We start from the raw sequence: 22,941 nt of genomic DNA on the forward strand, positions 1-22,941 counted from the left end.
TCAGCGACCCTGGCTTGCGTCTACACGCAATAGTTTTTCCAGCAGCCGGAAGCCCTGCACCAGCACGAAGGTCATGACCAGGTAGAACATGCCGGCGGCGAAGAAGATTTCCACCGGCAGATAGGTGCGGGCGATGATCGTGCGCGCCATGCCGGTCAGTTCCAGCAGGGTGACGGTGCTGGCCAGCGCACTGGCCTTGAGCATCAGGATCACTTCGTTGCTGTAGGCCGGCAGGCCGATGCGTGCTGCGCGAGGCAGGACGATGTAGAACAGCGCCTTCCATTTCGACATGCCCAGCGCCCGTGCCGCTTCGATTTCACCTGGCGGCACCGCCTGCATGGCGCCACGCAGGATTTCGGCGATTTAGGCGGCGGTGTGCAGGGTCATGGTCACCACGGCACACCAGAACGGGTCGCGCAGGTACGGCCACAACGCACTCTGGCGCACCGACTCAAACTGCGCCAGCCCGTAATAGACCAGAAACAGTTGCACCAGCAGCGGCGTGCCGCGGAAGAAAAAGATGTAGGCGTAGGGCAGGGCGCGCACCGGCCAGTGACGCGATGCACGGGCAATGCCCATCGGGATGGCGAGGATCAGCCCGGCGATGACGGCAATCGCCACCAGCTCCAAGGTCAAGGTTGCGCCCTGTGCCAGGCGTGGCAGCCACTTGATGATGACTTCCCAGTTCATGACGCGCTCCTCAGAAAGCCGCGACTGGCGCGCTTCTCAAGGAAGTACATGCCGGCCATGGCCAGCACGGTCAGGCCCAGGTACATGAAGGCCGCGACCATGTAGAAGGTGAACGCTTGCTTGGTGAAGCCCACGGCGATCTGCGCGTGGCGCATGATTTCTTCCAGGCCGATCACCGAGACCAGCGCGGTGTCTTTCATCAGAATCATGAACAGGTTGCCCAGACCGGGCAGGGCGATGCGCCACATCTGCGGCAGGACCAGTTTGAAGAGGATGCGCGAGCGTGACATGCCCAGCGCCAGCCCGGCTTCACGATGACCTTTGGGGATGGCCAGAATCGCGCCGCGAAACACTTCGGTCGCGTAGGCACCAAAGCAAATGCCCAGGGCAATGACCCCGGCAGCGAAGGCGCTCAGGGCCAGGTCAGGAATGTCGAACAGTTTGCCCAGAGCGCGCATGCCGTTGACGGTGCCGAAGTAAATCAGCAACACCCAAAGCAGTTCGGGAATGCCGCGTACCAGGGTCGAGTAGGTACTGCCCAGCCATTGCAGCGGCTTGTAGGGCGAGGTCTTGGCCAAGGCGCCGAGCAGTCCGAGTATCAGCCCCAGGCACAGGGCCGAGAGTGCAAGCTGGACCGTCATCAGCGCGCCAGCCGCAAGGGCCGGGCCGAATCCGTGGAGATCAATGTTCATGGGCAGGCTTTGTCAGGGCCGGTCGCCGCGCTTCGACAGGAAGCGGCGGCGACGCGGTCAGGTGAATCAGAGGATGCTGAAAGGGAAATACTTGTCGTTGATCTTCTTGTAGGTGCCGTCAGCGATGATTTCTTTCAGGGCCGCGTTCAAGCGCTCGCGCAGGGCGTCGTCACCCTTGCGCACGGCGATGCCGATCTTGTCGTCTTCAACGACAGGCTCGCCCTTGAATTCGAAGTTCTGACCCGCTTCGCTTTTCAGCCACTCGAAGCTGACGTATTTGTCGGCCAGCATGGCGTCGACGCGACCGGAGGACAGGTCGAGGAAGGCGTTTTCCTGAGTGTCATAGAGCTTGGCGTCCATGATCCCGAGCTTGTCTTCCAGCCAGGTGGCGGCCAGTGTCGAGCGCTGTGCACCCACTGACTTGCCGGCAAGGCTTTCTTTGGCTTTTTCAGTGCTCGATACGTCGATCGAGGAGGTTTTCGGCGCGATGAATTGCAGCTTGTTCGAGTAATACGGGTTGGTGAAATCGACCACCTGCTTGCGTTCTTCGGTGATCGACAGCGACGAGATCAGGAAGTCGAACTTGTTGGCCATCAACGCCGGGATGATGCCGTCCCAGTCTGACGTCACCGCTTCGCACTCGACCTTCATCCTGGCGCAGAGGGCCTGGCCGATTTCATAGTCGAAGCCCACCACCTGGCCACTCGCGTCCTTGTTGTTGAACGGCGGGTAGGCACCTTCGATGCCCATTTTCATTGTTTCAGCAAAGGCACTGCCGCTGAAGGCAAGGGTGGCCGCTGCGATCAGCAAGATCTTTTTGTACGACTGCATGGGTGTTGCTCCGTTAGCGGTGACTCGACATGAATTGTTTGCACCTTGCCGACAGCGGGTTTTCGAACACTTGCTGCGGTGTGCCCTGTTCTTCGACCATTCCCTGATGCAAAAACACCACTTCACTTGATACCTGACGTGCAAAATTCATTTCGTGGGTCACCAGCAGCATGGTCCGGCCTTCTTCAGCCAGTGCGCGGATGACGCCGAGTACTTCCTGAACCATCTCCGGGTCGAGGGCCGAGGTCGGCTCGTCGAACAGGATAACCTTTGGTTGCATGGCCAGCGTACGCGCAATGGCGGCGCGTTGCTGCTGTCCGCCGGAAAGTTGCGCGGGGTAGGCATGGCGCTTGTCGGCGATACCGACCTTGGCCAGCAACTCTTCAGCCACCGCAATGGCCTCGGCCTTGCTCTGACCGAGCACGCGACGCGGGGCTTCGATGATGTTATCGAGCACGCTCATGTGCGGCCACAGGTTGAAATTCTGGAACACGAAGCCGATCTGGCTGCGCAAGCGATTGATCTGCCGGTTATCAGCGGCAATCAGGTCGCCGTTGCGCGCGGCCTTGAGCTTCAATTCTTCGCCGGCCACCAGAATCTGGCCCTGATGCGGGTTTTCCAGCAGGTTGATGCAGCGCAGCAACGTGGACTTGCCGGAACCGGAGGAGCCGAGGATCGATATGACGTCGCCGTCGCGAGCCGTCAGCGAGATGCCTTTGAGCACCTCAAGCTGATCGTAGCGCTTGTGCAGGTTGCGGATTTCCAGGGCGGGCGTGGCCTCGGCCATGTGGGGTCCTCATTGAAGTGTGCGCGCTGGCTGCCAGCGAACGCCAAGCTAGCACAGCGTTTAAAGGACAACCATCGACGTCTGGCGTCCAGCGTGGAGGCGCTCGACGGGTTGTCTCATCCGGGCAGCGGACGGTCGCAAGAAGGCAAGCATGATGCCCTGTAAAACAGGGGCGTGCGCGAAAAAGGCGCGATGTTGCCAGCTTTGGCCTGGTGTTGGAAGTAGCATTTGCTGAGCGGCGGTCTGATTTCTGCACCATGTTTGCGCTTGGAAGAAGCTTTGGGGCATTTTTGGTGCGTGCATGTAGACGAATCTGAGGCGTTTGGTAACAAATCCTACAGACAGCTAAGAAAAGCCATCGTCTTGCATGCTTCACGGGTCAAGCCACAGGCCTCGTATTCTCTAAGCGACGTCGTTTTCGAAATATTTTGGCGCAATTCTTGCGTCAAATATAAAGAACGGCACCGTAGGTTTCTTTTTACGTAACGCTCCGGTGTGCCTCGCTCGTCTTGCACAGGTGGTTTTATGAGCAGTACCGCTAACTCTTCCGAGCTCGAACAAGGGCTGAAACCTCGACACATTACGATGCTGTCGATTGCTGGCGTGATTGGCGCCGGTTTGTTCGTCGGCTCCGGCCACGCGATTGCCGAAGCCGGCCCTGCCGTGCTGCTGGCGTATGCCGCTGCGGGTACGCTGGTGGTGCTGGTGATGCGCATGCTGGCCGAAATGGCCGTTGCCTCGCCTGACACCGGTTCGTTTTCAACCTATGCCGACCGCGCTATCGGTCACTGGGCCGGTTTCACTATCGGCTGGTTGTACTGGTGGTTCTGGGTGCTGGTGATTCCACTGGAGGCCAACGCTGCTGCAACCATCCTGCACGCCTGGTTCCCCAACATCGCGATCTGGATGTTCACGCTGGTCATCACGCTGGTGTTGACGGCGACCAACCTGTTCAGCGTGAAGAACTACGGAGAGTTCGAGTTCTGGTTCGCGCTGATCAAGGTCGTGGCGATCATCGCGTTCGTGGTGCTGGGTGTTGCGGCGATCTTCGGTCTGCTGCCCACCAGCAACGTCAGCGGTGTCAGCCATCTGTTCGACACCGGCGGCTTCCTGCCCAACGGTATGGGCGCAGTGCTGGCAGCGATGCTGACCACCATGTTCTCGTTCATGGGCACCGAGATCGTGACCATCGCAGCGGCCGAGTCCAAGAACCCTGGCAAGCAGATCACCAAGGCCACCAACTCGGTGATTTGGCGGATCTTCCTGTTCTATCTGGTTTCGATCTTCATCGTGGTGTCGCTGGTGCCGTGGAACGACCCGCGCCTGGCCGAGGTGGGTTCTTATCAGACCGTGCTCGATGCAATGGGCATTCCGAACGCCAAGTTGATTGTTGACCTGGTGGTATTGGTTGCTGTGACCAGCTGCCTGAACTCGGCCCTGTACACCGCTTCGCGCATGCTGTTCTCGCTGGGCAAGCGCGGCGATGCACCTGCCGTGTCGAAGCGCACCAGCAAGGGCGGTACGCCTCACTGGGCGGTGCTCATGTCGACTGCGGCGGCTTTCCTGACCGTGTTCGCCAACTACATCGCGCCTGCGGCCGTATTCGATTTCCTGCTCGCCAGCTCCGGTGCCATCGCACTGCTGGTGTATCTGGTGATCGCGGTGTCGCAGCTGCGTATGCGCCAGAAGCGCATTGCTGCAGGCGAGGCCATCGACTTCAAAATGTGGCTGTTCCCATGGCTGACCTGGGCTGTGATCGCGTTCATCGTCGCGGTGCTGACCATCATGCTGCTGCAGGAAGAGCATCGCCTCGAAATCGTCGCCACCGGCGTACTCAGCCTGTTGGTGATCGGCGCTGGCCTGATCGTATCGCGTCGCCGCAAGGCCGGTCGCGTGGGCGCTGCTGCGCTGGGTTGATCGCGCCCTTGGGCGGATGACGCTCGTGCCAATGCCGCGCATTGGCACGATCTTGCATCAGCGTGCGGCTCTGGTGTCTCTCTTCATCAGCAGGTCGGACGCCAGCGTGTAATCCTTCTGGAAGGCAGGGCTTTCGATCCACTCGATTGCACTGTCTTCGTCCTCATCGTGGTACATCGCGCGGTACACGATAAGCAGGCCCATCATAAAGTCCGTGGCCGGGTCCTCGTCCTCTTCGGAAATCACCAGTGCCAGCACCGGGTATTGCAGGAAGACGACGCACAGCGCGAGCTGGCTGATGGCCTCCGCTTGCTTCATGGCCGTGAACAGGTCGTCGTAGTCAGCCGGGTCAAAACCGTTTTCGACAATGTCGCTGAAGTCGAAGGTATTGAGGTCGAGTTCGACGTCATCGAACGGCTGGTTGACCAGTGCCGAGGCAAACACCGGATGAACCAGGCTGGTTGCAGCCTTGCCCGAGCGGTTCTGCTTGGCCTTGATCTTTGCGCGCTTGGCACGTTTTTGCTGCTTGTCTGGCGAGGCCATGAGCGGTCCTTTGGCTGGCGTGAGGTGCAATGGCCGCTATTGAAGCGCAGACGAGCCCGATAACCAAGGTTTGTGCAGTAATTGGTGGGCGATAAAAAACCCGCAGCGCGCGGGTTTTTGATTTGCGGGGTGTTACCGACGCGTCACCGTTTACCCGGCTTTGCGAACGCTTCGGCTTCATCCATGCGGTTGGCGAACATGCTGACGGCTTCGACCGCATCGCTTGCGCCATCGCGGATCTGCACGATGACCTGCCCGGCCTGGTCTGCCAGTATCACACCGCGAATGGCTCCTTCCTGAGTAGCGCCCATGCTTGCCACGGCTTCGCGTGTTTCGGCGAGGATCTTGCCAATCATTTCGGCAATCTCGGTGGTCGAGCCGCTGGTACGTCCCGCCAGTTGCCTGACTTCGTCGGCCACCACGGCAAACCCGCGGCCCTGGTCACCCGCCCGAGCCGCCTCGATGGCTGCGTTGAGCGCCAACAGGTTGGTCTGATCGGCAATGCCGCGAATGGTGTTGACGATGGCGGTGATCTGCTCGGAGCGATCACCCAGCTGACTCACCAGCTTCGCTGATGCACCGATGTTTTCGGAGATCTGGCGCATCTCCCGCGCCGTGTCCTGAATGACCAGGGTTCCCTGTTCGGCCACTTTCTCGGTTTCTGCCGAGATATGGTAAGCGCGCGATGCACCGTGTGCGTCCGCTTCCTGTTTTTCAACGCGGTGGGTGATGTCGCTGGCGAACTTGACGATTTTGTAGAGTTTGCCGTCGACATCAAAAACCGGGTTGTACGTCGCTTCCAGCCAGACAACCCGACCCTGTTTGCCGATGCGTTTGAACTGGTCGCCGATGAACTCGCCGTGGTTCAGCTTGCGCCAGAACTCGGCGTACTCCGGGCTGTTGACCAGTGCCGGCTCGCAGAAGGTTCGGTGGTGTTTACCCTTGATCTCGTTCAGCGCATAACCCATGACGTTCAGGAAGTTGTTGTTGGCCGTAATCACATTGCCGTTGGGCTCGAATTCGCAGATAGCCATCGCGCGGTCTACCGCAGCCAGCTTGCTGTTGGTTTCGTTCTCCAGCATCACGCGTGCGGTGACATCCAGGGCGTACTTGACCACCTTGACGACGTTGCCCTGCGCATCAACGACCGGGTTGTAGCTGGCTTCAAGCCAGACGCTGTGACCGTTCTTGCCAACGCGTTTGAAGGTGCCGGAGATAAATTTCCCGGCCTTCAGGGATGCCCAGAGGTCAGCATACTCGCGGCTGCGGAGCATCTCCGGTTCGCAGAAGTCGCGATGCGTCTTGCTTGCCAGCTCTTCGGCGCGATAGCCCATCGCCGCGAGGAAGTTATCGTTGGCCCGTAGGATCTTGCCATCGAGGCTCAGCTCGACCACCGCCATCGACTTTTCCAGCGCGCTTGTCAGTCCGTTGAGTCCATCTACCTGGGCCTTCATGGCCGTCAGCTCAGCTTTGTTCTTATTTCCGAACATAACGTGCCCCTCGGTGTGTTTGCGGACCTACTGTGATGAGGCTATCGACTCGAAAGGCTGCAGCATGAATGCGAATTGCAACAATTGAAAAAATAAATCAAGTATTTTTTGGCGCCAGAGACGCGCGCGGAGCTGATTTGTCGACAAAAGCATGCGGCAATGAGTGCGGGGCTGGCGCGCAGAGGGGCTGCTCGCCAAATTCCGGACAAAGAAAAGCCCGCGATGGGGGAGCGGTCTTAAGGATTCACACTTGGGAGCAGCTCTACAATGACGCGGCCGCTGTGAAAACTTTGTGAAGAGTTTTCACTGTTTTACTTTTTTTCAGGCTGAATGGTGTTGGTCACTTCGGAGGTCGGCACGAAGGTCTTCGACTCTTCGGCAGCCGCTTCCTTGGACTCGGCTTTATCCTTGGCCGCTTCGGTGTTCTCTTTGGCCGCTTCGTTCACTTTGTCCTGAGCAGACTCCATCTTCTCCTGGGATTTCTCCTGATGCGCCTGAGCGTCCTGTGCCTTCTGTTCGGATTTGCTGTCGCAGGCAGCCAGACCCAGAGTGGCGGCGAGGATGAGGGCGGAGGCGGTTAACTTGAGCACGGAATTTTCCTTGTGGAAGCAAATGTATGGCTTCGAGGGTGGGCGGGGAAAATTAGTTCAATGGGATGGGGGTGGCAGGGCTCTGGATGGCTGGTATGAGTAGCAGAAGGCTGTTGTGATCTTCTGAAGTGTTGCCTTGAACGGCATCTTTACATGCCGCCAGACTAATCACCCTGTGAGTCAAGCGACTTTCAGCTCGGACTCTTTCCACTGTGTTCCGTCCAATTCGAACGCGGCTCCTTCGTGGGGTTGTGCATTTCGTTCGAAGATGATCGGACCAAAATTGGCGTGGATATAGGCAGCGTAAAAAGCCCTCATGGCAACGTCAGCTGGTCCCGGTATTTCTTGAGATTCGCGCTTTTCCCAGTTGGCAATGGTCTGCACATCGACCCGGAAAATGGCTGCAGCCTCCTCCTGAATGAGGTCCTGCTCCTTTCTCAAAAAGCGAAACTGACGCCCGGTCATTGGCGTTTTCTGGCCAATGATATCCACAGCTATCGCTCGATGAAGTCCGTCGATATCTTCGATCTTCACACCTTCGCCGTATGGCGTTTCGAGGATCGTATAACCATTTTTCAAGAAGATGCCGTCCAGTCCACTGCCTTTATATTTGTACATTTTCATACCTCCCACACCGTAATTGCGAAAAGCTCGTCAGGCTCAGGACTTGGATTGACGGCTACTACCATGCAGACAACATCTCTCGGCGCGAGCTCGCTCATCCGGAACTCGAAGTTGCCATGCTTCTCGCTGTACGTAGGCCCTCGGATGATTGCTCCTCGACGCAGGCATCTCAGGGCCTCCGTGGCGGTTATGCCGCGCTCATAGAGGCGCTCCAGGCAATGCTCGCGAAAAACGACTTTGGAGGAGTCTCTTGCCAGGACATGAACAAGATCCTCAAGTTGCTGCTTGCTCCACAAGGGCTGCCTGTTTTTCATGCTGCCTATAATCCTTATAGGTGACACCATAGTAGGGTGTCGTCCTTGCGTCGTAAATAATGATTATTTTCCGCTTGAGGCGTCGCGCTTGGAGCCTTTGGAATTAGCGGGTTTTGGTTTGCCGAGGCTTGGCTACCTTGTCACGCGCCGCGAAATGCGGGCAAGCGAATAAGCCGGATGGCGGCCGACGTGCGGCGCAGGAAGAGTCGACACGTGCAGTAGTCTGATTCTACTGGTCTCTTCTGCGCGCGCAGGGTGCAGACACGTCTGTCATTCAAAAAAACCAGACAACAAAAAGCCCGCACGAGGCGGGCTTCTTGTGTGTTTTCAGGTGTGCTTGGCATCACCTGAAAACGAAAGGTGGTGCCCAGAGACGGAATCGAACCGCCGACACGGGGATTTTCAATCCCCTGCTCTACCGACTGAGCTATCTGGGCAACGGGGCGCATTAGACGTGTTTTTCAGGAGGTCGTCAAGCGTGTTTTTTAAAAAATTTGAATTATTACCGACGCTTACGACCTTCACTGAGTGAAACGCTTTATTTTTCGGGGGGAACGTAGCCTTCGGCCTGGGCGTATTCTTCGCCGGAGAGAAACTTGTCCATCTCGGTCTGGAGGAATTTACGGTCTTCGGCGTTCATCATGTTCAGGCGACGCTCGTTGATCAGCAGGGTCTGGTGTTTCTGCCAGTCGGCCCAGGCTTTCTGCGAGACGTGGTTGAAGATGTCCTCGCCCTTGGCGCCCGGATACGGGGCGCGTTCCAGGCCGGGCAGTTCTTCTTTGTATTTGCGGCACATTACGGTGCGGGTCATGACGACTCTCCTGCATTCAATACGTCGGCTGCGCGTTTGAGCAGCTTTTTCACCGGGGCGGCAAGGCCCAGGCGTGGCGGGGTGGCGAGGTTATACCAGAGCCAGTCAGCCTCGGCCACGTGATCGGTGGACTCCTGGACCTTGACCAGCCAGGGTTCGATGCTCAACTGGAAGTGGCTGAAAGTGTGGATCAGCCCCGGCAGTTCATGGTGCTCGCCCAGTTGCAGCGCGTGTTGGGTGGCCAGGTGCTGAAGGTCATCGAAGTCATCCAGTTCCGGCAGGCTCCACAGGCCGCCCCATAAGCCGCTGGAAGGGCGACGATAAAGCAGGATCGCGCCGTCTTCGTTGGCGAGCATCGGCATGAGCGTGCGTTTCTGCGGCACGGTCTTGCGCGGCTTGGGGATCGGGTAGCGCGTTTCCAGGCCCAGCATGTGCGCCTCACAACTGCGCTCCAGCGGGCAGAGCAGGCAGCTCGGTTTGCTGCGGGTGCAGAGCGTGGCCCCCAGGTCCATCATCGCCTGGGTGTAGTTGTTGACCCGGCGGTGCGGCGTGAAGCATTCAGCGGTGGCCCACAGCTGTTTGGCCACCTTCGGTTCGCCAGGGTAGCCCTCTTGCGCGGTGAAGCGCGCCAGCACGCGCTTGACGTTGCCATCGAGGATCGGCGCGCGAATGCCCATGCTCAGGCTGGCAATCGCGCCAGCGGTAGACAGGCCGATGCCGGGCAGCAGAATGAGTTTTTCAACATCGCGGGGAAACTCGCCGCCATGGTCGGCGACCACGATTTTTGCCGTTTTCTGCAGGTTGCGGGCGCGGGTGTAGTAACCCAGCCCGGTCCACAGGTGCAGCACTTCGTCCTCGGGCGCGTCGGCCAGCGCCTGCACGGTTGGCAGGGCCTCCATGAAGCGGTCGAAGTAGTTCAGAACGGTGCTGACCTGGGTCTGCTGCAGCATGATTTCCGACACCCAGACCCGGTACGGCGTGATGTCTTGTTGCCAGGGCAGGTCATGTCGGCCATGACGGTCGTACCAGTCCAGCACGGCGCTGGAGAATTGTTCGGGTTGCATGGCCTGGAGGGCTCTCGTCTGGATATGGGTGGTGATATGAACGGTCGTGCCAGCGGAGCGCCGCGAGGGCGCTCCTGAGCAGTTCACGTTGCCCTAGCGCTTGAACAGTCCCTTGAGGGCGTCCTTGAGCTCGGGGCTGACCTTGTCACCGAGTTTGTCGTTCAGCTTGTCCTCGAGCTTCTCGCTGATCCGGTCGCCCGCCAGTTTCGCAGCGATCTGGCCGACACCTTCCTTGTCCAGACGGCAAGCCTTGGCGCCCAGTTCCAGCGGGCCGCGGCACTGCACCGGCCACTCGATGCCGACAAAGCGCGGATTGATCTCGCAGGCCGGGTCCGGCATATCGCTCTTGTCGCCTTCGACGATGATGCCGACGCGGTAATTCATGCCCAGTACGCGCAGGTCGACGTCGCCGTTACCGTTGACGGCCATGCCCGGTGTACGAACCTTGAGGTCCGGATTGCTGGCCACGCCGTTGCGTACCACCAGATTGCCGTTGAGCTGCTGGAAAGGGGTGTCCTTGGCGCGCGGTTCGCCGCTAAGCGTCTTGCGGTTGAGGATCGAAATACCCTTGCACAGCTGCTGCTCCAGGTTGGCATTGACCAGTACGCCGTTATTGAGCGCAAAGCTGGCGGTGCCGTTCAGGCTGTCGATCAGGGCTTTTTCGCTGTTGCCTGTGCCGGTCAGGTTGCTGTCGAGGTTCAGCAGACCACGCACTGGCGGCGTCTGGCCCTGGCTTTCCAGAATGCGTTCGACCGGTACTTTGGCAATGCGCGTCTGCACCGTGGCCACAGGCGTGTCCGGACGCGCGTCCAGATTGCCCTTGACCTCGAAGTTGCCGTTGTACAGGTCGCCACTCAGCGTATCGACCTTGATAAGGCCACCGTTGGCCTGGGTCTTGAACGCTGCGTTGTCGATGGGCAGTTTGTTCAGGGTCAGTTTGCCGAAGCTCAGGTCAGCCTCGACATCCAGCGTACGCAAGCGCTCCAGCGGCAGCAGCCTGGCAGTGCTCCAGGCGGCCTTGGTCGGTTGTTCGGGCAGCGGTGAATCACCCGCAGCAGCGGCGGCTTCACCGGACTGAACCTCGGATTTGCGCGCGGCCTTGGCACCTTTGCTTTCTTCGCTCTCAGCCGGACGATAGCGGTCGGCGTCGAAGGTATCGCCCTTGAGCTGGACACGCAGCGCCTGTTTGGCGAAGTCGTCCACGGCGATGCGACCCGTGAAGGTGCTGTCGTCGACTTTCAGGTTTAGGTTTTCCAGCGCAAGGCTGGTAGGCGTACCCGCCAGGCGCGTGACCATTTCAACCTTGCTCAGCGCACCCTCGGACATGGCTGGCAACGGCTGACCGATGTTCTCGAAGAACGCGCGCAGATCGAGCTGGGCAATGGACAGGCCGCCGCTGATCTGTGGCGTTTTGTCCAGATCGCGGGCACGCAGTTCGCCGAGTGCACGCAACTGGTTGGCCGAGACTTTGAGGCTGTTCCATTCAGCGATATTGGCGGCCAGGTCAACGAGCAACTGGCCCTGCGCCGAAAAGGTCACGGTCTTGCCTTGCAGCGGCTCGCCGGCGACTTCACCGGACAGGCGCATGTCTTCGAATTGATAACGCTTGAGCACGCGGTCCATGCGCAGCTCGCCGACCAGCTCGGTCTTGGCGCGCACGACGGGCTGGTTGGTGCTTAGAAAGGCCGTCAGTTTGATCGAGATATCGGACGCCTCACGAATCGGCCCGGTACTCAGCTGAATGCTCTCGGCCATGAAGGTCCTGCCTTTTCGGGCATCGCTGTAATCCACGCGGGCGTTGTTGACGGTCAGGCTGTCGATATCCAGGCGGATCGGCTGGGAAGGGCGATCCGTTTTGGGCGCGTCCGGAGCCGGGGCAGGTGTTGTCTCGCCAGATGTTTCAGTGCTTGCCACGGCAGGCTTGCCGATGTCTTCCCAGTTGCCATGACCGTTTTCATCGCGATGCAGGTTCAGGTTCAGGCCTTCGACGCGAATGTCGCTCATCTGTACCTGGCGACGAAGCAATGGCAGGACGCGTACGGACAGGCCGAGCATCTGCACATCGGCGAACGGCTGATCGGGAGCGTTCAGGGTGGCGACATGGGCGTCGTGCAACTCCAGGCCGAGCCAGGGAAACAGGCTCCAGCCGATATCGCCGTTGAGCGTCAGCTCGACGTTGGCCTTGTCCCGTGCCAGCTGGCGAATCTCGTCTTTGTAGTCGTTGGGATCAAACAGGTGGGTCAGGGCGAAGCCGAGAGCCACGATGATCAGCAACAACCCGAGAATAAACAGCCCCAGGATTTTGCCGAACGCTTTCATGGGCGAGTCCTTGTGTCGATGTTCAAAAATAGCCCACGAGTATACCGCTCTGACGAGCCTGTCGGGCTGCGGATACCGTTATTGCTGTCCGGCCTCCGGCTCAAGACGCTGGCACCGTGCGCCACTACGCCTGAGAGCAGATGAAAAATGTGCCTCGCCTCGTCTCGATATATCTTCCGAATCTTCGCGCACCGGCCGAACAGCCACACAGGTGCGCGCCCAACTAAGCCCAAAGCAGCTTTTCGATAATGCTTAATTGGTTGCATCTATGGCTCGATAGAGCACGTGGATTAACGTGTGAAAATAGATAATAAAAAGCATGTAGCGAGATGCTTATTTGCCATCAGACAGTGATAGTCTCCGTTTTTGCTGGCTAGGGTGCGTCTTTTTGTCACGTATCCGGATAACCTGCCGATAAAACAGACATGGCCGCTCGGCACTGAGTCTGTGGCGGACCAGCGGACCATCTGCGAGCTTCACACATTGGGGTAATTATAATGAGCACAAGCACAGCCTTGGGCGGCGCAGCCGTTCAACCTGCGTTCTTGTCCAAAGAGCGCATTATCGCCAAGCCAGGTTTCAACCGTTGGCTTGTTCCACCTGCAGCACTGGCCATCCATCTTTGTATCGGTATGGCTTACGGCTTCTCGGTATTCTGGTTGCCGCTGTCGAAGGCTATCGGTGTTACGGCACCTGTCGCTTGCGCACCGGACATGGGTTTTTTCGCGCAGATGTTCGCGTCGACCTGTGACTGGCAGATCTCCATGCTGGGCTGGATCTACACACTGTTTTTCATCTTCCTGGGTTGCTCGGCTGCCATTTGGGGTGGCTGGCTGGAGCACGCAGGTCCACGCAAGGCGGGTGTGGTTTCGGCACTTTGCTGGTGTGGTGGCTTGCTGATTTCCGCACTGGGCATTTATACGCATCAGATCTGGCTGATGTGGCTGGGCTCGGGCGTGATCGGCGGTATCGGTCTGGGGTTGGGCTATATCTCCCCGGTGTCGACCCTGATCAAGTGGTTCCCGGACAAGCGCGGCATGGCGACCGGCATGGCGATCATGGGCTTTGGCGGCGGCGCGATGGTGGGTGCACCGCTGGCTACGGCTCTGATGGGTCACTTCGCTTCGGCTGAAAGCGTGGGCGTATGGCAGAGCTTCGTGGTGATGGCGGTGATTTACTTCATCTTCATGATCGGCGGTGCACTGGGCTACCGCGTTCCGCCAACCGGCTGGAAGCCTGAGGGCTGGACCGCTCCGGCTGCCAAGGCCAAGAACTCGATGATCACCAACCGTCACGTGCACGTCAGCGTGGCCTGGAAGACACCGCAGTTCCGTCTGGTCTGGCTGGTGCTGTGCCTGAACGTATCGGCCGGTATCGGCATCCTGGGCATGGCTTCGCCGCTGCTGCAGGAAGTCTTCGCTGGCAAACTGCTGGGCGTCGACCTGACCTTCAGCCAGCTCAATGCCGACCAGCTGAAAGCCATTGCTGCGATCGCAGCCGGCTTCACGGGTCTGTTGAGTCTGTTCAACATCGGCGGTCGTTTCTTCTGGGCTTCGTGCTCGGACTTCATCGGTCGCAAGGCAACCTACTTCGTATTCTTCGCACTGGGCTTCCTGCTTTATGCGTCGGTTCCAACCCTGAGCCATATGGGTAGCATCGCGCTGTTCGTGGCAGCGTTCTGCATCGTGCTGTCGATGTACGGTGGCGGTTTTGCGACAGTTCCGGCTTATCTGGCTGACCTGTTCGGTACGCAGATGGTCGGCGCGATCCACGGTCGTCTGCTGACTGCCTGGGCTGCGGCCGGTGTGCTCGGCCCGGTATTGGTCAACTACCTGCGTGAGTACCAACTCGCCCACGGTGTTGCACGTGCCGATGCCTATGACATCACCTTGTACATCCTCTCGGGTCTGCTGGTGCTGGGCTTTATCTGCAACCTGCTGATTCGTCCGGTTGCCGACAAGTACTTCATGACCGACGCCGAGCTGGCGGCTGAACAAGCCATCGGTCACGACAAGGGTGCCAACGCCACTACTTCGCTGGAGTGGAAAGCATCCGCAGGCAGCAAGCCGCTGGTCATCGCCGCCTGGCTGGCCGTAGGCATCCCGCTGGCGTGGGGCGTCTGGATTACCCTGCAAAAAACCGCAGTGCTGTTCCACTAAAAGCCTGCCAGTAATAGAAAAGCGCTTGCACCTCGGTGCAGGCGCTTTTTTTTGCCTGGGTTTTTGGTGCGCTGCGCTTTTGATCATCGCGTCCGGATTTTATTCGTCGCGATAGTCATATTCAGTTGACCCTATGTACTCGATGCACTGCCCGTTCCGGTGCATACGCTGCTACATTAGTCAGCCCTGATTTTATTGCCCGAAGGAGTTGTTTGCATGCTAGCCCACGTGGAGTCATACGCCGGTGATCCGATCCTTTCGCTGATGGAGACCTTTGGCAAGGACTCGCGTGCGGACAAGGTCAATCTGAGCATCGGTCTGTATTACGACGCACAGGGCCGCATTCCGCAATTGGCCTGTGTAGCAACGGCGCAACAGCAACTGGCCGAAGGCGAGCAGGCAGCGTCCGTGTACCTGCCGATGGAAGGCCTGGCGGCGTATCGGCAGGCGGTGCAAACCCTGTTGTTCGGTGCCGATCATCCGCTGGTTCAGGCAGGCCGTGTGGCCACCATTCAAACCGTGGGCGGCTCGGGGGCACTCAAGATAGGTGCCGATTTCCTCAAGTATGCGTTTCCGGACTCGCAGGTGTGGGTCAGCGACCCGACCTGGGAAAACCATAACGCGCTGTTCGGCGGAGCGGGCTTCAAGGTCAACGCGTACCCGTACTTCGATGCCCAGACGGGTGGCGTGAGGTTCGAGGCCATGCTCGACACGGTGCAGGGGCTGCCGGCGCAGAGCATCCTCCTGCTGCACCCGTGCTGCCATAACCCGACCGGTGCCGATCTGACGGTGGCGCAATGGGACCGCCTGATCGAAGTGATCAAGGATCGTCAGCTCATTGCGTTCCTGGATATCGCCTATCAGGGTTTCGGCAAAGGCATGGACGAAGACGCCTATGCCATCCGGGCGATGGCCAACGCAGGTATCACAACGCTGGTCAGTAACTCGTTCTCGAAAATCTTCTCGCTGTATGGCGAGCGGGTAGGCGGGCTGTCGGTGGTCTGTGAAGACGCGGCCTCCGCTGCCAACGTATTCGGCCAGCTCAAGGCGACCGTGCGCCGCAACTACTCCAGCCCGCCTGCACATGGCGCGTTTCTGGTGTCGAAAGTGCTCAACACACCGCACTTGCGCGAGCAGTGGCTGGGCGAAGTGGAGGCCATGCGCCTGCGTATCATCGACATGCGCACGCGTCTGGTCGAGGTGCTGGCGCAGAAGGTCTCCGGCCACGATTTCAGCTTTATCCTCAGGCAGAACGGGATGTTCAGCTACACCGGTCTGACCCCGCAGCAAGTCGATGAACTGAAAGATGTTCACGGCATTTACATGCTGCGCAGTGGTCGGGTATGCATGGCCGGTTTGAATGAAGGGAATATCGACAAGGTATGTAACGCAATCGCGAGCCTCTTCGCCCGTTAAATACCCTGCTGGTCGTCTGTTTGCTTCATGGCGGGCGCTTCTGGGCCTATAATGCTCGCCTTTTTTTCGCCCAATGATTTTGCGGAGCTGGTGATGGCCGAACGTAAGGCGTACGTCGAGCGCAATACTCTGGAAACCCAGATCAAAGCCTCGATCAACCTGGATGGTACCGGAAAGGCCCGATTCGATATCGGCGTGCCTTTTCTTGAGCACATGCTCGACCAGATCGCCCGGCACGGGCTGATCGATCTGGACATCGAATGCAAGGGTGACCTGGCAATCGACGACCACCACACGGTGGAAGACGTCGGCATCACCGTGGGCCAGGCGTTCAGCCAGGCGATCGGCGACAAGAAGGGCATTCGTCGTTACGGCCACGCCTACGTGCCGCTCGACGAAGCGCTGTCGCGCGTGGTCATCGATTTCTCCGGGCGTCCGGGCCTGCAGATGCATGTGCCGTACACCCGCGCCACTGTAGGCGGCTTCGACGTGGACCTGTTTCAGGAGTTCTTCCAGGGCTTCGTTAACCACGCGAACGTGACGCTGCACATCGACAACCTGCGTGGCACCAACACTCACCACCAGATCGAGACCGTGTTCAAGGCTTTCGGTCGTGCGCTGCGCATGGCGGTCGAGCTTGATGAGCGTATGGCCGGACAGATGCCATCGACCAAGGGTGTGCTCTGATGCAGACAGTTGCGGTCATCGATTACGGCATGGGCAACCTGCACTCTGTCGCCAAGGCGCTGGAGCATGTGGGCGCAGGCCGTGTGCTGATTACCAGTGACGCCAAGGTGATTCGCGAAGCCGACCGCATCGTTTTTCCGGGTGTGGGCGCGATTCGCGACTGCATGGCCGAGATTCGCCGTCTGGGCTTTGATTCGCTGGTCAGGGAAGTCAGCCAGGACCGTCCGTTTCTGGGGATCTGCGTCGGTATGCAGGCGTTGCTCGACAGCAGCGAGGAGAACGGCGGTGTGGACTGCATCGGCATGTTTCCCGGCCAGGTAAAGTTTTTCGGCAAGGACCTGCACGAAGAGGGCGAGCACCTGAAAGTGCCGCACATGGGCTGGAACCAGGTCGCTCAGGCGGTGGATCACCCGCTGTGGCATGACATTCCTGATCAGGCGCGTTTCTACTTCGTGCACAGTTTCTATATCGATGCCGCCAATCGGCGTCAGGTGGTCGGACGTGGTCACTACGGCCTCGATTTCGCCGCTGCGCTGGCCGACGGTTCGCGTTTTGCGGTGCAATTCCACCCTGAAAAGAGCCACACCCACGGCCTGCAGTTGCTGCAGAACTTCGCCGCCTGGGATGGTCGCTGGTAAGCGCATGAGCAAAGCCAAGGGCAAGCCACCGATTCTGACCCTCTCGCCCGAGCACGAGCAACAGGCGATCGACAAGCTCAAGCGCCTGTTCGCAGAGCGCTTCGAGCTGGACCTGGGCTCGTTCGAAGTGGCTGAAGTCCTCGAGCTGTTCACGCGCGAGATTGCCCCGCACTACTACAATCGCGCCATTTTCGATGTTCAGCAGCAGCTCAAGGAGCGCTTCGAGAGCATCGAAAGTGACTTGTGGGCACTCGAAAAAAATTAGCTAGAAAGCAGCTGCACGCATCAAGCAGCAAGAATGGGTGAGTGCGCATCGTTGCAGCTTGCCGCTCTTTTTGACCAAGGAAAAAGCATGCTGATTATCCCCGCTATCGATCTCAAGGACGGCGCCTGCGTCCGTCTGCGTCAGGGCCGGATGGAAGATTCCACGGTGTTCTCCGATGACCCGGTGGCCATGGCCGCCAAATGGGTCGAGGGTGGTTGCCGCCGTCTGCATCTGGTCGATCTGAACGGTGCGTTCGAAGGTCAGCCGGTCAATGGTGATGTGGTCACGGCCATCGCCCGACGCTACCCGAACCTGCCGATCCAGATCGGTGGTGGCATCCGTTCGCTGGAAACCATCGAGCATTACGTCAAGGCGGGCGTGAGCTACGTCATCATCGGCACCAAGGCCGTCAAAGAGCCCGAGTTCGTGGCCGAAGCCTGCCGTGCGTTCCCCGGCAAGGTGATTGTCGGTCTGGATGCCAAGGACGGTTTCGTCGCCACCGACGGCTGGGCTGAAGTCAGCTCGGTGCAGGTCATTGATCTGGCCAAGCGTTTCGAAGCCGATGGCGTGTCGGCCATTGTCTACACCGACATCGCCAAAGACGGCATGATGCAGGGCTGTAACATCCCGTTCACCGCGGCATTGGCGGCTGCCACGCGGATCCCGGTGATCGCCTCGGGTGGTATCCATAACCTGGGCGACATCCAGGCGCTGCTGAATGCGAAGGCTCCGGGCATCATCGGCGCGATCACCGGCCGTGCGATTTACGAAGGCACGCTGGATGTGGCCGAAGCTCAGGCGCTCTGCGACCGCGAACAACGCTGAACAGCTGGAGATTGACCCTGTGGCCCTAGCCAAACGCATCATCCCTTGCCTGGACGTCGACAACGGTCGAGTGGTCAAGGGCGTCAAGTTCGAGAACATCCGGGACGCAGGCGATCCGGTGGAAATCGCTCGTCGTTACGATGAGCAGGGCGCCGACGAAATCACCTTCCTCGACATCACCGCCAGCGTCGATGGCCGCGACACTACGCTGCGTACCGTCGAGCGCATGGCCAGTCAGGTGTTCATCCCGCTGACCGTTGGTGGCGGCGTGCGCACCGTGCAGGACATCCGCAACCTGCTCAACGCCGGTGCCGACAAGGTCTCGATCAACACGGCCGCGGTGTTCAACCCCGAGTTCGTCGGTGAGGCCGCCGCGCGTTTCGGGTCGCAGTGCATCGTGGTCGCTATCGACGCCAAGAAGGTCTCCGGTCCGGGCGAAACCCCGCGCTGGGAAATCTTCACCCACGGCGGGCGCAAACCCACCGGGCTGGACGCGGTACTCTGGGCGAAAAAGATGGAAGACCTGGGCGCTGGCGAGATCCTGCTGACCAGCATGGACCAGGACGGCATGAAAAACGGCTTCGACCTGGGCGTCACGCGCGCCATCAGCGATGCGCTGGGTATTCCGGTGATTGCTTCGGGTGGCGTCGGCAACCTCGAGCACCTGGCTGCTGGTGTCATCGAGGGCCACGCCAGCGCTGTGCTGGCGGCGAGTATCTTCCACTTTGGCGAATACACGGTCCCTGAAGCCAAGGCCTACATGGCCAGCCGCGGGATTGTCGTGCGCTGAGTCACGGCGCATGAAAGCGGGCGCCGCTTGTTTCAGGCCAAGGGTTTGAAACAGCCGGCGCTCGCTTTGTTTCAGCCCTGTGGCATTCGAATATTGCCTGTACGCGACATCGCCGGACAGCGCGCTAGACAGTGCGCCGGGTTCACGGCACTCTGCATGCGTCGTTCACGATCGAGTGCCGGAACATGTTCAAACGCCTATTGCTTGCACTGATCGGGATCGGTGTCTTGTCGAGTGAAGGTGTCCGGGCCAGCGAGTCGACGCCTTATTCCATGGTGTTGCTGACCGAGAACTTTCCGCCGTTCAACATGGCGGTCGACGGCAAGAATTTCGCCCAGGAAAACAACATTGACGGTATCGCCGCCGAAGTGGTGCGCGAGATGTTCAAGCGCGCCAATATCGGCTACAGCATGACGCTGCGCTTTCCGTGGGACCGAGTCTACAAACTGGCCCTGGAAAAGCCCGGTTACGGCGTGTTTTCCACCACCCGCCTGCCCGAACGTGAAAACCTCTTCAAATGGGTCGGCCCGGTAGGTTCCTACGACTGGATCATGTTGGCGCGCGGCGACAGCCCGATCACCTTGACGTCGCTGGAGCAGGCCAGGGATTACCGCATCGGGGCCTACAAGGGCGATGCCATTGGCGAGCGCCTTAGAACCATGGGCTTGAACCCGATCCTGATGTTGCGTGACCGCGACAACGTGAAAAAACTCGCCAACGGCCAGATCGACCTGTGGGCGGTAGGCGATCCGGTTGGCCGCTATCTGGCGAAGCTGGAAGGCGTCACCGGCTTCAAGACAGCGCTGCGGTTCAACAGCGCCGAACTTTACCTGGCGGTCAACAAGAGCACGCCTGACGAGGTCGTCAGACGCCTGCAAAAGGCCCTCGATCAGATGCGCGCTGAAGGCTGGGTCGAGGCCGTCAAGGCGCGCTATCAGTAACCGCTCAGCCCGCTGCGGGCGCGTCAGGCGGGCTGTCGACGCTTCGGCTATCGATCAGCGTTTCCGTGCAGTTTGACCCTGACCTGCTGTTGATATGGCCGACGCCGTTCCAGTGGTCGTGCGGGCCGTCGGCGTTGAGCAGGGCTATCGAAGGTGCGAGAGCCATCAGCTCTTCGCCCGGGTCTGCAGGTGTGGCGTGGATGGAAAAAGGCGCCAGTGCTGCAACGCAGCACGCTCCCGTCATCATGGTCGGTTTCATCATCAATCCCTGATAAATGTGTCTTGGCCTCCTTCATTGAGGCACCTTCCTTTAAGTCGGAATTGACACGTTCATCAAGGCTGAGACGCTGGTGGACACGGAAAGCAGATTTGCCGGACCTGGCGTATGGAAAGTGCTGACGTTAAGAGGTGCGATCAGCGATAAATCCCATTCTTGCCATGCGCCGCACTCGCCTGATTGCCGCGTTCGCCGATCATGCTGCGCAGGTCGATCCATTCGACGCCTTGTGCCTTGAGGTTGGGCAGTTCGCGCTCCAGTACATCCAGCGTGACAGGGTAGGGGTGGCCGATAACCACGGCCGAGCCATATTTGCGGGCGATTTTTATCGCGGTCTGCAATTGGCGGGTGATGGCTTCTGCGGTGCGTTCGTCGTCCAGGAATACGTCACGCGAGACGCTGGCCAGCCCGATACGCTGCGCTTCGGCGGCGGCCACGGTTTTCGCGCTGGTGCGGCTGTCGACGAAAAACAGGTGACGACGCTGTAGCTCGGCCATCAGCCAGGTCATGGCGACCGGCTCGGCGGTCATCCGGCTGCCCATGTGGTTGTTGATACCGGCTGCATACGGCACCTTCAGCAGGGCAGCATTGAGACGGCTTTCCAGCTCAGGCAGTGGCAGCTCGGGATGCCAGGCGTAAGGGCCGGTCGCGGGGTCCATGGGCATGTGCAGCATGACCGTTTTGCCTGCGCGATGGGCTTGGCGGGCAAACTCGGTGGCGTGCGGGGTGTCGGGCATGATCGCCAGGGTAACCGGGCCGGGAAGCGCCAGTGTGCGGCTGTCGCGCTGCGGATTCTGGCCCAGGTCGTCGATGATCAGGCTCAGGTAGGCCTTGGGCGGTTTGCCGCTGCTCTCTGCCGGCGCTGCATGGGCAGCGCCAGTGATCGAGAGGGTCAGCAGCAACAGAGCGAGAAAGCGCATCCGTCAATTGCCGCGGGTGATACTCAGCCCCTTCAGCAGGCTGAGCGCCTGGCTGAGCTGGAAGTCGTCATCCTGCGGACGCGCCTTGGCAGCTGCGCCACCCTTGACGGTCGGTTTGTCCGCGCCGCCGTTGCCATTGCCGAGGTGACCCAGCAGATCGGCTTCCTTGTAGTTCTCGCCGTCTGCTTCGCTGGTGACCTTGGCCCGACGTACCACGATGTCCGGGTTGATGCCCTGGGCCTGGATCGAGCGGCCGTTCGGCGTGTAGTACAACGCGGTGGTGATCTTCAGGGCGCGATCGTTGTTCAGCGGCAGAACGGTCTGCACCGAGCCTTTGCCGAAGGTGTCAGTGCCCATCAGGATGCCGCGTTTCTGGTCTTGCAGGGCGCCGGCAACGATTTCCGATGCCGAGGCGCTGCCGCCGTTGATCAGTACTACCAGAGGCACGCCTTCGCTGGCGTCTGCCGGGTCTGCCGAGAAGCGCAATTCGGAGTTGGCGATGCGGCCTTTGGTGTAGACGATCAGGCCCTTCGTGAGGAAGTGATCCGCCACCTGCACCGCCGATTGCAGCACGCCGCCCGGGTTGTTGCGCAGGTCGAGAATCAGGCCGCTCATCTTCTTGCCGTTGTCCTTGCGGAATTTGGCCAGTGCCTTGCCGACTTCGTCACCAGTCTTGACCTGGAACTGGGTGATGCGGATGTAGCCGTAGCCATTTTCCAGCATCTGCGCCTTGACGCTCTTGACCTGAATGGTCGCCCGCGCCAGGGTCACGTCAAACGGCGTACCGCCATCGCGGACCAGCGTCAGGGTGATCTTTTCACCGATCTTGCCGCGCATCTTGTCGACCGCTTCCTGCATGTTCTGGCCCTGGGTCGGCGTACCGTTGATCTTCACGATCAGGTCGCCTGCCTCGATGCCAGCCTTGGAAGCCGGTGTGTCGTCGATGGGCGAAACCACCTTGACGAAACCGTCCTCGACGCCGACTTCGATGCCCAGCCCACCGAACTCGCCGCTGGTGCTTTCCTGCAGCTCCTGGAAATCTTCCGGGCCAAGATAGGCGGAGTGCGGATCAAGATTGCTGAGCATGCCCTTGATGGCGTTCTCCAGCAGAGTCTTGTCGTCGACCGGCTCCACGTAGGCCGCCTTGACCCGGTCCATGACCTCGGCAAAGGTGCGCAACTCGTCGAGCGGCAGCGGTGGCTTTGCGGTGGTATTGGTTTTGGCGGGCGAGACTGCTGCAGGCGTGGCTGGCGCGGTCTTTTCGGCAGCTTGCGCCAGCGGCGCTCCGATAACGATGGCAATTGCCAGGGCCAGCGAGGTGAGGCGGGACAAATGCAGCATGTCTAACGAA

The 22,941-nt window shown here is 59.7% G+C and carries 22 protein-coding genes, 1 tRNA gene and 3 pseudogenes; 9 read left to right on the plus strand and 17 right to left on the minus strand.

The annotated features are described in order from the left end of the window. The 4 genes and pseudogenes from PCPL58_RS03645 to PCPL58_RS03660 form a co-directional block, all read right to left on the minus strand. Positions 1 to 690, minus strand: a pseudogene (locus tag PCPL58_RS03645) (ABC transporter permease). Continuing rightward, entirely contained in the window at positions 687 to 1,382 is a 696-nt protein-coding gene (locus PCPL58_RS03650; protein WP_003318319.1) for an ABC transporter permease, read from the minus strand. Before PCPL58_RS03650 ends, PCPL58_RS03645 begins: the two are co-directional and overlap by 4 nt. A 66-nt stretch (positions 1,383 to 1,448) precedes the next feature. Then, on the minus strand, positions 1,449 to 2,213 hold the full coding sequence (locus tag PCPL58_RS03655) for an ABC transporter substrate-binding protein (RefSeq protein ID WP_002555783.1): 765 nt from the start codon (positions 2,211 to 2,213) through the stop codon (positions 1,449 to 1,451). A gap of 13 nt (positions 2,214 to 2,226) precedes the next feature. Further along, the gene (locus tag PCPL58_RS03660) at positions 2,227 to 3,000 is read right to left on the minus strand and encodes an ABC transporter ATP-binding protein (RefSeq protein ID WP_003318317.1); all 774 of its coding nucleotides are present in this window, start codon (positions 2,998 to 3,000) and stop codon (positions 2,227 to 2,229) included. 525 nt (positions 3,001 to 3,525) lie between these two features. On the opposite strand from PCPL58_RS03660, the gene gabP reads away from it, so the two are divergent. Continuing rightward, complete coding sequence (gene gabP / locus PCPL58_RS03665; protein ID WP_065348840.1) at positions 3,526 to 4,917, plus strand: GABA permease; 1,392 nt, start codon at positions 3,526 to 3,528, stop codon at positions 4,915 to 4,917. Positions 4,918 to 4,974: 57 nt separating this feature from the next. Here the strand turns inward: gabP and PCPL58_RS03670 are convergent, their stop codons facing one another. From PCPL58_RS03670 to PCPL58_RS03710, 10 genes and pseudogenes are all read right to left on the minus strand, one after another. Beyond that, positions 4,975 to 5,460 carry a hypothetical protein gene (locus PCPL58_RS03670; RefSeq protein ID WP_003342242.1) on the minus strand — a complete coding sequence of 162 codons (486 nt, stop codon included), beginning with the start codon at positions 5,458 to 5,460 and terminating at the stop codon, positions 4,975 to 4,977. A gap of 143 nt (positions 5,461 to 5,603) precedes the next feature. Then, on the minus strand, positions 5,604 to 6,110 hold the full coding sequence (locus tag PCPL58_RS32535) for a methyl-accepting chemotaxis protein (protein WP_230081986.1): 507 nt from the start codon (positions 6,108 to 6,110) through the stop codon (positions 5,604 to 5,606). 63 nt (positions 6,111 to 6,173) lie between these two features. Further along, positions 6,174 to 6,950, minus strand: a pseudogene (locus tag PCPL58_RS32540) (PAS domain-containing protein); the annotation flags it as partial. A 311-nt stretch (positions 6,951 to 7,261) separates the two neighbouring features. Beyond that, a complete protein-coding gene (locus tag PCPL58_RS03680) occupies positions 7,262 to 7,540 on the minus strand; it encodes a lipoprotein (RefSeq protein WP_003318312.1) in 279 nt (92 codons plus the stop codon). A gap of 180 nt (positions 7,541 to 7,720) precedes the next feature. Continuing rightward, positions 7,721 to 8,164, minus strand: coding sequence for a helix-turn-helix domain-containing protein (locus tag PCPL58_RS03685; protein WP_003372222.1), 444 nt, complete (start codon positions 8,162 to 8,164; stop codon positions 7,721 to 7,723). After that, a complete protein-coding gene (locus PCPL58_RS32405) occupies positions 8,161 to 8,478 on the minus strand; it encodes a DUF4258 domain-containing protein (RefSeq protein WP_058400059.1) in 318 nt (105 codons plus the stop codon). The genes PCPL58_RS03685 and PCPL58_RS32405 overlap by 4 nt, the downstream gene beginning before the upstream one ends. A gap of 361 nt (positions 8,479 to 8,839) precedes the next feature. Beyond that, positions 8,840 to 8,915, minus strand: a tRNA-Phe gene (locus PCPL58_RS03695). Between the two features lie 101 nt (positions 8,916 to 9,016). Continuing rightward, positions 9,017 to 9,289, minus strand: coding sequence for an oxidative damage protection protein (locus PCPL58_RS03700; protein ID WP_002555777.1), 273 nt, complete (start codon positions 9,287 to 9,289; stop codon positions 9,017 to 9,019). Then, positions 9,286 to 10,353: an A/G-specific adenine glycosylase gene (mutY, locus tag PCPL58_RS03705; protein ID WP_065348841.1), complete on the minus strand. Its 1,068-nt coding sequence runs from the start codon at positions 10,351 to 10,353 to the stop codon at positions 9,286 to 9,288. The genes PCPL58_RS03700 and mutY overlap by 4 nt, the downstream gene beginning before the upstream one ends. Before the next feature lie 93 nt (positions 10,354 to 10,446). Beyond that, complete coding sequence (locus PCPL58_RS03710) at positions 10,447 to 12,672, minus strand: AsmA family protein (RefSeq protein WP_065348842.1); 2,226 nt, start codon at positions 12,670 to 12,672, stop codon at positions 10,447 to 10,449. A gap of 497 nt (positions 12,673 to 13,169) precedes the next feature. Between PCPL58_RS03710 and PCPL58_RS03715 the strand changes: the two genes are divergently transcribed. The 8 genes from PCPL58_RS03715 (at position 13,170) to PCPL58_RS03750 (ending at position 20,393) form a co-directional block, all read left to right on the plus strand. Next, positions 13,170 to 14,831, plus strand: coding sequence for an OFA family MFS transporter (locus PCPL58_RS03715; RefSeq protein ID WP_032609691.1), 1,662 nt, complete (start codon positions 13,170 to 13,172; stop codon positions 14,829 to 14,831). A 216-nt stretch (positions 14,832 to 15,047) separates the two neighbouring features. After that, positions 15,048 to 16,247: an amino acid aminotransferase gene (locus tag PCPL58_RS03720; protein ID WP_003434710.1), complete on the plus strand. Its 1,200-nt coding sequence runs from the start codon at positions 15,048 to 15,050 to the stop codon at positions 16,245 to 16,247. Between the two features lie 93 nt (positions 16,248 to 16,340). After that, entirely contained in the window at positions 16,341 to 16,934 is a 594-nt protein-coding gene (hisB, locus tag PCPL58_RS03725; RefSeq protein ID WP_002551454.1) for an imidazoleglycerol-phosphate dehydratase HisB, read from the plus strand. Next, the gene (gene hisH / locus PCPL58_RS03730; RefSeq protein ID WP_065348843.1) at positions 16,934 to 17,572 is read left to right on the plus strand and encodes an imidazole glycerol phosphate synthase subunit HisH; all 639 of its coding nucleotides are present in this window, start codon (positions 16,934 to 16,936) and stop codon (positions 17,570 to 17,572) included. The genes hisB and hisH overlap by 1 nt, the downstream gene beginning before the upstream one ends. A 4-nt stretch (positions 17,573 to 17,576) precedes the next feature. Then, positions 17,577 to 17,837, plus strand: a complete 261-nt coding sequence (locus PCPL58_RS03735) for a DUF2164 domain-containing protein (protein ID WP_003342219.1) — start codon at positions 17,577 to 17,579, stop codon at positions 17,835 to 17,837. An 87-nt stretch (positions 17,838 to 17,924) separates the two neighbouring features. Next, complete coding sequence (gene hisA / locus PCPL58_RS03740) at positions 17,925 to 18,662, plus strand: 1-(5-phosphoribosyl)-5-[(5-phosphoribosylamino)methylideneamino]imidazole-4-carboxamide isomerase (RefSeq protein ID WP_003372206.1); 738 nt, start codon at positions 17,925 to 17,927, stop codon at positions 18,660 to 18,662. 19 nt (positions 18,663 to 18,681) lie between these two features. Further along, positions 18,682 to 19,452, plus strand: coding sequence for an imidazole glycerol phosphate synthase subunit HisF (hisF, locus tag PCPL58_RS03745; protein WP_065350994.1), 771 nt, complete (start codon positions 18,682 to 18,684; stop codon positions 19,450 to 19,452). A 185-nt stretch (positions 19,453 to 19,637) separates the two neighbouring features. Further along, positions 19,638 to 20,393 carry a substrate-binding periplasmic protein gene (locus tag PCPL58_RS03750; RefSeq protein ID WP_065348844.1) on the plus strand — a complete coding sequence of 252 codons (756 nt, stop codon included), beginning with the start codon at positions 19,638 to 19,640 and terminating at the stop codon, positions 20,391 to 20,393. 13 nt (positions 20,394 to 20,406) lie between these two features. Here the strand turns inward: PCPL58_RS03750 and PCPL58_RS03755 are convergent. The 3 genes and pseudogenes from PCPL58_RS03755 to PCPL58_RS03765 form a co-directional block, all read right to left on the minus strand. Continuing rightward, positions 20,407 to 20,652, minus strand: a pseudogene (locus PCPL58_RS03755) (serine protease); the annotation flags it as partial. A 155-nt stretch (positions 20,653 to 20,807) separates the two neighbouring features. Continuing rightward, positions 20,808 to 21,590: a divergent polysaccharide deacetylase family protein gene (locus PCPL58_RS03760; RefSeq protein WP_003434694.1), complete on the minus strand. Its 783-nt coding sequence runs from the start codon at positions 21,588 to 21,590 to the stop codon at positions 20,808 to 20,810. A gap of 3 nt (positions 21,591 to 21,593) precedes the next feature. Then, positions 21,594 to 22,931, minus strand: a complete 1,338-nt coding sequence (locus PCPL58_RS03765; protein ID WP_003372196.1) for a S41 family peptidase — start codon at positions 22,929 to 22,931, stop codon at positions 21,594 to 21,596. Positions 22,932 to 22,941: the final 10 nt, after the last annotated feature.

Source organism: Pseudomonas cerasi, assembly GCF_900074915.1.
Taxonomy (GTDB): Bacteria; Pseudomonadota; Gammaproteobacteria; order Pseudomonadales; family Pseudomonadaceae; genus Aquipseudomonas; species Aquipseudomonas cerasi.